13 protein-coding genes are annotated in these 13,307 nt (G+C 59.0%); 5 read left to right on the forward strand and 8 right to left on the reverse strand.

What is annotated here, in order from left to right; translation table 11 throughout:
* Window positions 1-4 precede the first annotated feature (4 nt).
* The gene (kdsB, locus tag G494_RS0102275) at window positions 5-769 is read right to left on the reverse strand and encodes a 3-deoxy-manno-octulosonate cytidylyltransferase (protein ID WP_028583227.1); all 765 of its coding nucleotides are present in this window, start codon (window positions 767-769) and stop codon (window positions 5-7) included.
* A gap of 124 nt (window positions 770-893) precedes the next feature.
* On the opposite strand from kdsB, the gene G494_RS0102280 reads away from it, so the two are divergent.
* Window positions 894-1,730 (forward strand): class I SAM-dependent methyltransferase, encoded by an 837-nt coding sequence (locus G494_RS0102280; RefSeq protein ID WP_051305274.1) that lies wholly within the window; start codon window positions 894-896, stop codon window positions 1,728-1,730.
* A 39-nt stretch (window positions 1,731-1,769) separates the two neighbouring features.
* Here G494_RS0102280 and G494_RS0102285 read toward each other — a convergent pair whose 3' ends face one another.
* From G494_RS0102285 to G494_RS0102295, 3 genes are all read right to left on the reverse strand, one after another.
* Window positions 1,770-2,969 (reverse strand): DegT/DnrJ/EryC1/StrS family aminotransferase, encoded by a 1,200-nt coding sequence (locus tag G494_RS0102285; RefSeq protein ID WP_028583229.1) that lies wholly within the window; start codon window positions 2,967-2,969, stop codon window positions 1,770-1,772.
* Between the two features lie 238 nt (window positions 2,970-3,207).
* Entirely contained in the window at window positions 3,208-4,065 is an 858-nt protein-coding gene (gene panC, locus G494_RS0102290; RefSeq protein ID WP_028583230.1) for a pantoate--beta-alanine ligase, read from the reverse strand.
* Window positions 4,062-4,763: a tetratricopeptide repeat protein gene (locus G494_RS0102295; RefSeq protein WP_153305734.1), complete on the reverse strand. Its 702-nt coding sequence runs from the start codon at window positions 4,761-4,763 to the stop codon at window positions 4,062-4,064. Before G494_RS0102295 ends, panC begins: the two co-directional genes overlap by 4 nt.
* A gap of 601 nt (window positions 4,764-5,364) precedes the next feature.
* Here G494_RS0102295 and xseA point away from each other — a divergent pair.
* Window positions 5,365-6,705 carry an exodeoxyribonuclease VII large subunit gene (gene xseA / locus G494_RS0102300; RefSeq protein WP_028583232.1) on the forward strand — a complete coding sequence of 447 codons (1,341 nt, stop codon included), beginning with the start codon at window positions 5,365-5,367 and terminating at the stop codon, window positions 6,703-6,705.
* A gap of 53 nt (window positions 6,706-6,758) precedes the next feature.
* On the opposite strand, the gene G494_RS0102305 is transcribed toward xseA, so the two are convergent.
* The 4 genes from G494_RS0102305 to G494_RS0102320 form a co-directional block, all read right to left on the reverse strand.
* Window positions 6,759-7,208: a hypothetical protein gene (locus G494_RS0102305; protein ID WP_153305735.1), complete on the reverse strand. Its 450-nt coding sequence runs from the start codon at window positions 7,206-7,208 to the stop codon at window positions 6,759-6,761.
* Between the two features lie 97 nt (window positions 7,209-7,305).
* Window positions 7,306-8,385 carry a nicotinate-nucleotide--dimethylbenzimidazole phosphoribosyltransferase gene (gene cobT, locus G494_RS0102310; RefSeq protein WP_028583234.1) on the reverse strand — a complete coding sequence of 360 codons (1,080 nt, stop codon included), beginning with the start codon at window positions 8,383-8,385 and terminating at the stop codon, window positions 7,306-7,308.
* A 146-nt stretch (window positions 8,386-8,531) separates the two neighbouring features.
* A complete protein-coding gene (locus G494_RS0102315; RefSeq protein ID WP_028583235.1) occupies window positions 8,532-10,280 on the reverse strand; it encodes an ARMT1-like domain-containing protein in 1,749 nt (582 codons plus the stop codon).
* Window positions 10,273-10,800 carry a shikimate kinase gene (locus tag G494_RS0102320; protein WP_028583236.1) on the reverse strand — a complete coding sequence of 176 codons (528 nt, stop codon included), beginning with the start codon at window positions 10,798-10,800 and terminating at the stop codon, window positions 10,273-10,275. Before G494_RS0102320 ends, G494_RS0102315 begins: the two co-directional genes overlap by 8 nt.
* Window positions 10,801-11,122: 322 nt before the next feature.
* Between G494_RS0102320 and G494_RS0102325 the strand changes: the two genes are divergently transcribed.
* The 3 genes from G494_RS0102325 to G494_RS21525 all read left to right on the forward strand — a co-directional run bounded on the left by G494_RS0102325 (window position 11,123) and on the right by G494_RS21525 (window position 13,284).
* Window positions 11,123-11,548, forward strand: coding sequence for a DUF2231 domain-containing protein (locus tag G494_RS0102325; protein WP_028583237.1), 426 nt, complete (start codon window positions 11,123-11,125; stop codon window positions 11,546-11,548).
* A gap of 171 nt (window positions 11,549-11,719) precedes the next feature.
* Window positions 11,720-12,277: a DOMON domain-containing protein gene (locus G494_RS0102330; protein WP_028583238.1), complete on the forward strand. Its 558-nt coding sequence runs from the start codon at window positions 11,720-11,722 to the stop codon at window positions 12,275-12,277.
* Window positions 12,277-13,284 carry an SCO family protein gene (locus G494_RS21525; RefSeq protein WP_051305275.1) on the forward strand — a complete coding sequence of 336 codons (1,008 nt, stop codon included), beginning with the start codon at window positions 12,277-12,279 and terminating at the stop codon, window positions 13,282-13,284. Before G494_RS0102330 ends, G494_RS21525 begins: the two co-directional genes overlap by 1 nt.
* Window positions 13,285-13,307: the final 23 nt, after the last annotated feature.

Raw genomic sequence — 13,307 nt, forward strand, 5'->3', positions numbered from 1 at the left:
CTGATCAGTCAGCTGCCTGACTCAGCAGCTGCTCAACCCTGTTGATGTCCCGGGGTGTATCCACCTCAATGGAATCATGGTCCGTGAGGATCACCCTGATGGTATAACCGAATTCAAGGGCTCTCAGCTGTTCCAGTTTCTCAAACTTTTCCCACTCACCTTCGGGAAGACCGACAAAGGTGACCAGGAAGCCCTTGCGGTAGGCATAAAAACCCAGGTGTTTGTAGTAGGTCGGCTGAATCCCCTCTTCGGGGTTACGTTGAAAGGGGATGGGCGATCGGGAGAAATAGAGGGCATTCCAATGGCAGTCAAAGACGGTCTTGACATGATTGGGATCATCAATCTCCTCGGGCCGGATGATCTTGTAGATCAGGGTGGACATGGGCAAGGCAGGATCAACCAGGAGCGGGGTAGCCACCTGCTTAACGATCTCTTCGGGAAAGAGCGGTTGATCTCCCTGGATATTGACCACCACATCATGCTCTTCGATATCAAGGAGTTCAGCAGCCTCGGCCAGGCGGTCGGTCCCGGTGGCGTGATCGCCTCTGGTCAGGACATACTCGCCGCCAAAGGCCTCGACCTGGGCGGCGATTCGCTGATCATCGGTGGCAACCACCACCCGGTCGAGCATGGAGACCTTCCAGGCGCGTTCCACCACGTGCTGGATCATGGGTTTGGTGCCGATCAGGGCAAGCGGTTTTCCTGGAAATCTGTTGGAATGGTAGCGAGCAGGAATAACCGCTATGACCTTGGATACTTTTTCACTCATGGAGTAGCCTTATCTTCTCTTTCTTCTCTCAATAGTGGAGACGGGGTGGTTATATTTTTTATTATTTTCTCAAGTTATGATACAGTGGGGACCCTAAAAAGGCAATTACCAATCATTGGCAGCCATGATTACCCATCCTCTCCCTGCCCCCCGGGCCAAGCACATGCCTCTTCAGCCACCCATCGCTCTCCTTGCCGGCCCCGGCGTCTCCAGCCTTGAGGCCCGCCGACTTGCCCAGCGGCTGCAGCTCCCCCTGGTGGAAGAGAGCCGGGGATACGAGCTGATCCTCTGTTTGCAGCAGCAGCGGCTTGAGTTACTCTGGTTTCAGCCCCAGCAGAGACAACCAGCCCGTTTTTGGGTGGACTTCATCGACGGAAAAACAGGATACCGCTCACGACAACCGGGAAAAGAACTCCTGATCAGAGCCATCAAGATCAGAGGAAAGCTGCCGACCACCCTGGTGGATGGTACCGGCGGCTTGGGAAGGGACTGTTTTCTCTGTGCAGCGGCCGGGTGCCGGGTGCAGGTCTACGAGAAAAACCCGGTGATCGCCGCCCTGTTGGCAGACGGATTACGGCGGGCAGCAGAACAGCAGCCAACGGCGGCGATAGCGGCCAGGATCCGCCTCCACGAGGAAGACGCGGTGGAGCAACTGCCCCTGCAGCCCTCCCCGGAGGTGATCTACCTCGACCCGATGTTTCCCAGGCGCAGCAAGAGCGCCAAGGTCAAGCAGGAGCTACGCCTCCTCCAGCTTCTGGAACCGACCGCTGCAGAGGACGGGGCGGACAGGGCGGAGATCGCCCTCTTCAGAGCGGCCTGGCAGGCCGGACCGGCCAAGATCGTGGTCAAGCGGCCCCTCAAGGCTGAGTCGCTCGCAAGGCTCGCCCCAGCCTACACGGTCTGCGGCAAGGCAGTCCGCTTTGATGTCTACCAGCCCTGCTCAGCCGCCCATGCCCCCTGATCCGTGATCCCGATTCAGGGGGTTCCTTGCCCCTGGGTGCTAGAGTTTGGCGGCCTTGGCAAGCGCGGCAAGCAGGGCGGCCTGATCGGCAGGCGCAGGCTTCACCGGCACCTGATAACAGAGGGTGCGATCCATGATGGCTGCAGATGCGGGCAGGGCCTGGCGATCGTAGTGGAATCGACGCTTGCCGCCGGCAGTGAAGGGCCAGCCATTGGCGCAGAGGGTCTTCTCTCCCAGGAGATGTTCCCAGCTGGGATAAAAGTGCCAGCTGTTTTCACCCCAGTTGATGGCACCTGCGCCGTTATCGCGGAGCACCTGGTTGACGGCCTGGGCACGCGCCCGGTCCGGCAGCATAAAGGCAAAGAAGGTGGCCGAATCCCCCTCTTCATCCAGGATCTCCCTGAAGCTCACCCCGGGGATGGCGGCAGCGGCCTCCTTGAGCAGGGCCTTATTGGCCTTCTGGGCTGCAATCATCCCGTCCAGTTTGGCCAGCTGACCGAGACCGATGGCGCCCTGGAGTTCCATCATCCGGTAGTTGAAGCCGACAAAGGAACGTCCTTCTCCGCCCCGTCCGCCGGGATTGACCGCATGATCGTGGCCATGGTCCTGGTACTCAGACATCCTCTGCCAGAGCTGCTCATCGCTGGTGATGCACATCCCCCCCTCACCGGTGGTCATGGTCTTGACCGAATCAAAGGAGAAGGTGCCACAGGTGCCAAAGGTGCCAAGGTGTTGGCCGTCGAGGCGACCGCCCGCAGCCTGGGCCGTATCTTCAATCAAGGGCAGGTTATGGGCATCGGCAATGGCCTTGATCTCTCTGATCCGGGCCTGGGCCCCCAGCATATGCACCACGATAATGGCCTTGGTCTTGGGAGTGATCTTCTTTTCCAGATCAGCGGGATCCATATTCAGGGTGGTATCGATCTCGGTGAACACCGGTATCGCCCCCACATCGAGGATGGCCTCCCAGGTGGCCACAAAGGTAAAGCCCTGGGTGATCACCTCGTCGTCCAGGCCGATGCCCAGTGCACTCAGGGCTACCTTGAGGGCAGCGGTCCCCGAGGTAACCGCCTGGGCATGGCCGGCCCCGGTATAGCGGGCAAAGGCCTGCTCAAACTCCCGGACCTTGTAGACGTTGTTGCGCTGGCCGCCAAACTCATAGCGAAAGAGCACCCCGGTGTCCAGGACCTCCAGAACGTGTTGCTTTTCCTCTGCACCAAAGACTTCAAAACCTGGCATCTGCCTTCTCCTCTGACTTCAATATAAAAACTGTTAAGGTATCGTTACAGGCCCCATAGCGCCTGTTGTTTGCGGTCAGCCTCGCTGGTCTGGCTGGAGAACAACTCCCTGAGAGCAAAGGCTGCCTCTAAAAAAAACCCTGGTGGCTGGGTGGATCCTGAGCAGGGCATCGCCGCCCTGCAAAACGCCCTTACACCCTTACACCCTTACGCCTTTAAAAGCGCCTTTAAAAGCGCCTTTAAAAGCTTCCGCTCACCAGAAAGCCGTTGTCAATCAGCCGGGCCCGCTCGGCAATATGCACGGCCAGGGCCAGGACCGTCCGCTGATCCACCTCGTCCGCCGCCTCCAGGGTATCACCGTCCACGAAACTGACATAATCGATTCTGGTATCCGCGAAGCTGGAGATATGCTCCCGGATCAGGGTATTCAACTCCCGGGTGGAGCGGACGCCCCGGGCCACGGCCTGACGGGCCAGCTTGATGGAGGCGGACAGGCTCAAGGCAGCATCTCTGCTGCCCTCGGGCAGGTTGGCGTTACGGGAACTCATGGCCAGACCGTCGGCCTCCCGGACGATGGGGTGGCCAATGACCTTGGTGGTCATATTCAAGTCTGCCACCAGCCTCCGGATAATAGCCAGCTGCTGGTAATCCTTTTCCCCGAACACGGCAAGGGTCGGGCGGATCAGGTTAAAGAGCTTGGTGACCACCGTGGCCACCCCTGAAAAATGAACCGGCCGGTTGACCCCGCAGAGATGGGTGGCCAGGGGCTCGACCCGGATCACGGTTTGAAATCCCTGGGGATACATCTGTTCGTTGCTGGGGGCAAATACCACCGCAACCCCCTCCTTCTCCGCCAGGCTGACATCCCGTTCCATGCTTCTCGGATAGCGGTCAAGATCCTCGTTGGGACCGAACTGGGTAGGATTGACAAACAGGCTGACCACCACCAGATCGGCAGACTGGTGCGCCCTTCTCATCAGGCTGAGGTGGCCTTCATGGAAGTAGCCCATGGTGGGGACCAGGCCGATGGAACGCCCCTCCTGAAGCCGCGCCTCGGCCCAGGTTCGCATCTCCTCCGGAGTTGTTATGATCTTCATTGGAGCTGCTCCAGGCTATGGAGGCGCGACTTGATGACCATCAGGGTCGGATCACCCTGAACCGAGGCGCCGTTTTCCTCCAGCTTTTGGATATAGAGCCTATAGTTGGCCACGGCCTGATCAGTGCGGCCAAGGGTCTCGTTGACCCGGCCCATCCCCCTGTAGGCCTCGCCCTCAAAGCCCTGCATGGCAGAGAGGGCCTTAAAGGCTGCCAGGGCCTGCTCCTCCATATTTTCCCGTTCATAGAGGCCGGCCAGCTTAGAGGTCACCAGCGGCTTGAGCAGACCAGGCAGGGAGGACTCACTCTCCAGCTGCTCCAGGAGGGTGATGGCCTGGCTCATCTCCTGGTGCTGTTCATGCATCTTCATCAGCTCCACCTTTGCCCAGAGGGCGGAGGGGGTCGACCCATACTCCCGGATCACGGTCTCCAGTCGGCTGCGCTTCTGGTCCGGCTCCTGGAGGGCCTGATCCAGGGCAGAGGCAGCCTTGTTCAGGGTGTAGCTCCGGTACGAGCCATAGAGGGAAACGGCAACCACCACTGCGGTGGCACAGATCAGAGCCGACCAGATCAGCTTGCTGTGTTTGCGGACAAAGGCAATGAATCCCGGCGGCAGGTTAAACTGTTCCAGCAAACCTTCGGGTTCTGCCATGGTATTCACCTCAATGGTCTTCTTATCAAAGACATTCTGTTCTGCCATGAAAATTCTCTCGTAAAAGCTGATGGCCACCTTGAAAAAGTGTTTTTCCTTCCAACCTTGGACGTGCGCTCAAAAATTATATCCTCAGGATATCAAAGATATGCCTGCGGTAAAATTTATCTCGTGCCGTGACCTTGATCGAAAAATCTCATTTTTCAAGGTACCCTGATGATTAAGATGGAGCTTTAGCGACGGCGACAGCCCCGGAGCCCGGCCTCTCTTGAGGCGGCCCCCCTACGGGCCTGGGCCTGAACCACAGGCAGCTGATTATACTTCAGGATAAAAAAAATGCATCAACCAATCAGCCCCTTGGCGGAGAAAAACAGACCCAGGCCCGGGCCTGGCTACTCACCTTTAAAGATATCCCGAGCTACTGCCCCTGGCCGATATTCTTCCCTGGCCAGGCCCCGAGACGGTTGCCCTTCCGGCCCGGGGAGTTTACAGTGATCGAGACGATCAGATCCCCTGCGACGGCTGGCAGCCGGGACTCCCCCCAGGGGGGGGGCACCCGGATATATCTCTACCCATAGCTTCAGCCCTTGCTCACCTTAAAAAACCGTACAGGGCAGCATGAATAACGCCCCTGCCACCCACAGACGCCATGGATACCAGCCAACACGTTTACAGCGTGCGCCAACTCAACCGTGAAATCCGTTCTCTTCTGGAGGGGCGCTACCCCTTTATCAGTGTTGCCGGCGAGATCTCCTCCCTCAGACGCCCCTATTCCGGCCACCTCTACTTCACCCTCAAGGATGCCGACGCCCAGATCAAGGGCGTGCTCTTTAAGATGCAGCAACGCTACCTCTCAGAGGAGTTACGGGAGGGGATGCAGGTGGTCTGCCGGGGACGCATTTCCGTCTATGAACCCAGGGGGGATTACCAGCTGATTGTTGATCGGGTTGACTTTCGCGGGGCAGGTGAGCTCCAAGTCGCCTTTGAGCGACTGAAAAGACGGCTTGCAGAGGAGGGCCTGTTTGAGGCGGCCTCCAAGAGGCCTCTCCCCGGGATGCCCGAGCAGATCACCCTGGTCACCTCGCCCAGCGGCGCTGCGGTGCACGATTTTCTCCAGGTGGCGGCACGCCGTTTCCCCCTGACCGCGATCCAGATCTATCCGGTGACGGTGCAGGGTGAGCAGGCTGCCGGCGAAATCAGCCAGGCCATCGCTGAGCTCAACCGGCTGGGCCAGACCGAAATCATCGTCCTCTGCCGGGGCGGCGGCTCCATGGAGGATCTCTGGGCCTTCAACGACGAGCAACTGGCCAGGGTGATCCACGCCTCCACGATTCCGGTGGTCAACGCCGTGGGCCATGAAATCGACTTCACCATAGCCGACTTTGTCGCCGATCTCCGGGCCCCCACGCCCAGTGCGGCAGCGGAACTCCTCCTCCCGGACATCCGGGAGCTGGCCGACAGGGTCGCCATCCTCAGGGAGGCGCTGCTTCGCGCTCTTGGCCGCAGCATCTCCGAAGGGGAACACCGACTCCGTCTCCAGCAACACCGACTGGAGGCCATGCCCCACCCTCTGGACACCATCTCGCTCAAACTCGACCACCTGAGCACGGCCCTGGCCGCAGAGATGAGCGCCCTGATCAGCCAGAAGAACCAGCTCCTGCAGAGAGCCGCAGCGGCCCTGGATCGCAACAGCCCGCAGCTGAGACTGGACCTGCACGGCCAGCAGCTGCAGGCCTTGGGGCTGCGGCTCTCAGGGTCGATCCAGAGCCTGATCAGGCGCAGGGAAGAGCAGCTCCACAGGGCTGCCGGCGTGCTTGACGCGGTCAGCCCGCTGGCCACCCTGGCCCGCGGCTATGCCATTGCCAGAAAGCCCGCGCCGCGGGCCACGGTGATCACCTCACCGGAACAGGTGCGTACAGGGGAAAAAATCGAGGTGCTGGTCCACGGGGGCAAGATCGACTGCCTGGTGGAACCGGCAGAGGGGAGATAGAGATAGGGGAAGGGGGAGCAGAGGCCCGGGGGCCCCTGTCCGGGCCGAGAGGGCTACTTCAAGAGGGCATCCACCTTCTCATTGATGGCGACCAGGACCACCTCCAGCCGGGCCGGATCTTTTTTGGCGGTCTGTTTCAGTTGTTTACCCCATGACTGGAGCATCGAGTTGTCCACCTTCCGGATATCGTTATCCTTACACCACTCCAAGCCGATCTTGGTACCCAGGGTGACCAGGAGATCTCTCTGCCGACCTTGCTTAGCTGAAGGGATTTTGGCAAGGACCTCGGTGGCGATCTCCTGCCAACCGTCCACCAGCATATTCCCCTCCTGAAACTTGACAAACCAGTACTTTTCATCGGCACTCAAGCCGCTGGGTACGACGTATGGTGCAGGTGGAGACCCGCTGTCCCGGGATGCTGCGGGTATCTCCTGGGCCAGGGGCTGCCCCAGCCCGAAGAGCACCAGGCAGCCGGTGAGCAGCAACTGCTTTCCTTTATTCACATAAACACCTGTTCTCAGCTTTTTAACAGTAATCATTCCTGTAAAAATTAGCATCTTCACCCTGCTGTGTCAAGGAAAGAGCAACAGCAGCAGGGGCTCAGGACTTCCCGCTCACCCCAGCCTCGGCAAAAGTTTTCACCTCGGTCAGAATGGCTACCGCAGCCTCAAGGCTGTTCATGGCAAAGGCAGCGCCCGTCCCCTCTCCCAGCCTGAGCTGGAGGTCGAACAGAGGCTCCAGCTGCATTTTTTCCTGCATAAAACCATGCCCCGGCTCCACGCTCTGATGGGCGCAGATGATATAGTCCCGGACAAAGGGTTCCAGGCTATAGGCAATCAGTGCTCCGGCAGTAGCAATGAAGCCGTCCACAACCACCGGTTTTTGCAGGGCCGCTGCCCCCAGGATCAAACCGGCAATACCGCCGATCTCGTAACCGCCGACCTTGGCCAGGACATCGAGACCGTCCCTCTTGTCGGGTTTGTTGACCTCCAGTGCCTGCTGCACAACCGCTATCTTATGGTCCAACTGCTCCTGGCTGATCCCGGTACCGCTACCGGTGAGTTCGGCCGCAGCCTTACCGGTCAGGACCGCGGCAATGGCACTGCTGGAGGTGGTGTTGCCGATGCCCATCTCACCGGTGCCAAAGACATCGACCTCAGGGGCCAGCTGGTTGGCGATCTCAATACCTGCCTCCACGGTCATGACCGCATGGGTCCTGGACATGGCCGGCCCCTGGCTGATGTTAGCCGTTCCCGGGGCGATCTTCTTGGCAATGAAGCCGGGGCTATCCCTGAGGCTGGTAAAGGGGTCCTTCGCCCCCATATCCACCACCACGATCCCGGCCCCGGCCTGCCCGGCCAGGGCGTTGATCCCGGCTCCCCTGTCCATGATATTATGGACCATCTGGGTGGTCACCTCTGCCGGGTAAGCAGAAACCCCCTCGGCGGTCACCCCGTGATCACCGGCCATGACCACGATGGTTTTCCTGGCCACAGGGGGCTGCATGCTGCGGGTCATCCCGGCCAGATCAACGGCCAGATCCATCAGTCTTCCCAGAGCCCAGCGGGGCATGGTCAACTGCTGCAAACGCCCGGTCGCCTCATTGCGGAAGGACAGGTCCTGGGGATAGATCTTGCGAATGGTTGATTCCAAATAACCGAGCTGCTCCTGCTGTGCCATCTTCTTCTCCTTCATCTGAGCCCCTGTTGGCTCTTGTTCTCATTAATAATTACCCTGCAAGCCAAGACAGAGCCAGACCTCCCCTGTCTTTCCCTGGGCTGCAGATACCGGCGCACCATGGCCTCCACCAGACGCACCAGATCTCTCTAGGTACCCTCTGCCAGGATACGGTCGTAGAGCTTGCCCACACCATACTCCCGGCGTCGTTGAAACTTTTCCAAGGGCGGCCCGATCAACTGCATCTCCGGGTAGTGCCTCTGCATCTCAATGGCAATATCCATCTCCTTGGTACAGCCGGTTGAGTAGGTGGCATCCTTGCCGCTCCACTCCGGAGGGACCTTCTGCTCCATCAGGTTGAAGGTCTTCTCCACATCGGCCACGCTCTGAAACCTCCAGATATCGATGTTTCCCGAGCGTTGAAAGATTTCCCACATATACATGATGTCATCGGCATCCATCCCCTCTTCGAAATGTTCGGCAGGATTGATGATCACCACATCGTGGAGGCTGGAACGGAGATAGTCGATAAAGACATTCAAGACATCCTTGGCGGTCTGCAGTTGACCGGGGATGGAACCGACAATGGCGGAATAGAACATCACCTTCCTGCCCTGCTCCTTCTCCCGCTTGACCATGTCCACCAGTTCCTCGGCCTTGCGGCGGAGTGCCGACTGGGGAAAACGGATGGTGGCCGGATGATGGAGTTTGAGCAAAAAATCCACCTGACCGTCGTCTCCCGGGATAATAGAAATCAGGTCCCGGGTAAACTTGAAACTGTTGTTGATGGTCTCCCGACAGCCCGGACTCCGGCTCACCACCAGGTCGGCCTCTTTAAAGGCGCGGGCAAAGGTAACCGAGCTCAACAGCGGATTAAAGGGCTCCTGGGTACCGTCGGAGACCACCACCAGCCGATCGGAGCTATCCATTCGACGGAGCAGCTCATTCTTGGAGATATGGGCATCACAGACCAGATCGGCCCCCTCCAGCAGCCGGTCCAGGGTCAGATCTTCCAGGAGATCGATAAAAGAAACCCGGTGGTAATAAAAGCCCTGCTTCACCGCCAGGATCACCTTGATGCCCAGTTTCATCAGATTCTTGATAATGGCCAGATCAAAGACGATCTCTCCCGAACGGCCGGCCAGCCAGAGGATACATGGTCTTCTTCTGCCGGAGAGGACCTCCCGCAACCAGTTGCAGAGCCAGTCCCATTCCCGATTCTTGATCCCCTGATTCATCAGGGCCCGAAGGGTCTCCTTCTCAGGAGGACGGTCGCTCTGCCAGATCGAACGCACAGAAGAGAGCAGCAGCAGGCGGCGGAGCCGGAGAAGGTGGAGTTGAAGATCGACATCAAACAGGGTGGTCTCCTGCTCGATGGCCAAACCTTCAAGGGAGTTGAAGGCCTCTTTAAAATTCGCCGAGGCCAGAAAATCGGCCACCCGCCGATTCTGCTCCCCCTTCACCCCTGCCAGGGGACGATCAATCTCGCTGATGTTGGTAAAGATCCCCAGCAGTCGCTTTTCCAGGCGGCCGGGAAGCTGGACCTTATGGAGGATCTCATGATTGTACTTGATGGAGAGCAGACTCAGGAGGTACTGCTGTTTATAGGCGTCGACCACCACCTCTCTGACCAGTCGTTCCAGTCGACCCCAGATCCGGGTATAGGAGGAGGTCAGGATGGTCTCGGCACGTTTTTCGATGATGGCGCCGAACAGGACATCGGAACAGGGGTAGTAGAGCTGATCATAGCCAAGATGAACCATGAAGTTCAACTGTTCCGGTGAGGCGACCATGTCCGGAAAGGCCTCGTAGGCCAGATGGTTTTCCGTGAAAAAGTTGGTCACCCAGGCATCCTGATCAGGATCCAGGCCACGCTGATAGGCAACGAGTTCAGCCATTGTCTTCCCCCTTAAAAATCGGCAGGGAACGGATCGCAGCCACCACCTGCTCCCTGGTCTGCCCCTCGACCTCCACCTCGTAATCGGCGGCTGCCCGGTAGCTGGACAATCGCTGGGCAAAGAGTTTTCGGGCTGCATCCAAATCCTGCAGCAGCGGCCGTTTTTTGATCTTGGCAGCCCCCTTGGGATGCTCCTTAATGGCCTGGATGATGGCCTCCACCCCGGCGTGGAGGTAGATGACCGTCCCGAGCCGCTGGATGTTGTCTACCTGAAAGAAACCACCCCCTGTGGAGACGATGGTGCCAGAGAGGCGATGCTCCAGCCAGAGGGCGACCTCCTGCTCCAGTCGACGGAAGGCCGGCTCCCCCTGCCCGGAGAAGATCTTTCGGATCTTCAGCTTGCTCTTTGATTCAATCAGGTCGTCGGTGTCCACCGCAAAACGACCCGTTGCCCGGGCCAGTGCCCTGGCGGTTCGCCCCTTGCCCACACCCATAAAACCGATCAGGATAACGTTGTTCATCTGCACCTCATTGCAGGGAATGTGCTTCACTCTTCATTATACGTCCTCCATGGCCCTTGGCAAGACCAGGCTGGATCCAGGCAGGGAACAGCGGCACGTCTATTGCCCGGGAAATAAAAGAAAAAGACGCATTGCCCTTGCCCGGAAATGGATTATTGTCTTTTTATACGCGGTTATGGTACTGTCTTTATTAGGGAACCAAGATTTACCCTCCTCAACACCAGGAACCGACGACAAGAGAAGGGCTCCGAAATAAACCAGCTTTTAATACTTAGACTCACCGGAAATAACAACTGTTTATCAACCTGAGCCGAGGTGAAGTATGACTGCATTTATTTTTGACCTGCTGGAACGTGTTGGTTTTACCCACCCCCTCCACCCTGCGGCAACCCATATCCCCATGGGCATGGTCATGGGCTGTTTTTTCTTCGCCCTTGCCGCCCTGTTCTACAGGAAGCAAGCGCTGCTCACCACAGCCCTCCACTGCTCTATCCTGGCCCTAATCTTCATCGTCCCCACCATCGTGGCCGGCATCCTGGACTGGCAATATTTTTACGGCGGCAGCTATCAAACCCTGATCGTCGTCAAGATGGTCCTGGCCGCTCTCCTGCTGGTGCTGCTGGGGATCTCGGTCAAGATGAATCTCGCCGATGCTGATCCCAAGAAACTGGTCCTGATCTATACCCTCTGTCTGGCCTGTGCCACCGGCCTTGGATTCTCCGGCGGCGAGTTGGTCTATGGAGGATGAGGGCTGGAGGAAGGCTTGAACAGTCGCTACTGTTGACTCCCCCCGGGAAGAGTCACTCCAGGGCTTGTCTGAAAACCCAGACCGCATCTTGCCTCCAAGAGGGGCTCGTCAAGGTAACCAGAAGGCCGTTCCACCGCTTTTTCACCACTTTTAAACCACAAGGAGTGTTTCATGCCATTGCGTTTCATCTCATCAAGCAGGTACCCCGCCCTTCTCCTCTCCCTGGTCATCGCCCTGGCGACCCAGGCCGCCACCGCCTCGGGAGCCGATTACCAGCACTCGCTGAGCTCAGGAAAGATGACCTTTGACTGGTCCGTTGCAGGTGAGACCTTAGCCGTCCGCCTGACGGCCCCCACCAAGGGCTGGCTTGGGATCGGTTTCAACCCCAGTAAACAGATGAAGGACGCCGACTTCGTGGTCGGCTACGTCAAAAAGGGCAAGGTTGCCATCTTTGACGAGGTCGGCACCCAGGCCACCAGGCACGGCAAGGACAAGAAAAAGGGCGGCCAGGACAACGTCACCCTGGTCGGCGGCAGCGAGCAGGGCAAGTCCACCACCCTGGAGTTCACCATCCCGCTCAACTCCGGGGACCAGCTGGACAGCAGCCTTGACCCGGCCGCTGATACCGTGGTGCTGCTGGCCTATGGCCCTGATCGCGATTCCACCCGGATGAAACATGTCTATCAGGCCCGCCTGGTGGTAAACCTCTCAAGCGGCGCGGTCAAGTAATGGCCGCCTGGGCGCGTACTGCAGCTGCCAGGGCCAGGAGTCGCAGCCCCCTTTCCCGGCCCATACCGCCTGGCAGGGGCTTCAGCCCGGCGCTTCGCCGCCGGGGCCCCGTCCCCTTGGTCCTGGCCCTGCTCCTGCTGTTAAACCTCCCTGTTGCGAACTCCCCGGCCCTGGCTGCCAACAGCCAAACGAGCCAGGCGAGCCAGACCAAGGGGACCCAGCAGCCGGATCATCACCACCATCAACAGGAGGAGAGCGATCACGCAGCCCATCTCCAGGCTGCAGCCTCTATCCCCCTGCAAACCACGGTGGATCCCGGAGAGTGGGTGACGGAAAAGAGCGGTCAACAGCTCCCCCTGGATGCCGTCTTTTTCAACGAAAAGGGTCAGCAGGTTACCCTGGGCCAGCTGATCGATCGCCCTACCCTGCTCCTGCCGGTCTACTACTACTGTCCCCGGGCCTGCTCCTTTGACCTGGCCAACCTGGCCGCGGCCGTTGCCCGCAGCAGCCGACCTGCCGGTTCCTTTCGGGTGATCTCCATGAGCTTCAATGAACTGGAGCCTCCCGAGGCGGCTGCCATTGCCAAGCCCAACTATACCGCGCTCCTGGGCGAGGACTTCAATGACGAGGACTGGGCCTTCTTAACCGGGGACCGCACCAATATCTACAAGGTGACCGAGGCCATGGGCTACAGGTTCAAGAAGCAGAGCGACCAGCTCTTCATCCACCCTTCGGCCATGGTGGCCCTGGCCAGCGACGGTCGGATTATCAAGTACATCTACGGCTCGTTTCTCTCCGGAGACGTGGACCTGGCCCTGGCTGAGGCGGCCAAGGGTACCCCGGCGACCTCTATTCGCCGCTTCCTGGCCTTCTGCTTCAACACCAGCCCCAGACAAAACCAACAGCTCTTCACCTGGCTCAAGCTGGGCACAGCCACCCTGCTCGGGGCAGGGATCTTTGTTCTGATCTTCTTTGTGCTCCGCAAAAAAAAGACACCTGATCAGTAGGCCCGCCAACAGGGCCGAGAGGA

It is taken from the genome of Desulfogranum mediterraneum DSM 13871 (assembly GCF_000429965.1).
GTDB classification, from domain to species: Bacteria; Desulfobacterota; Desulfobulbia; order Desulfobulbales; family Desulfobulbaceae; genus Desulfogranum; species Desulfogranum mediterraneum.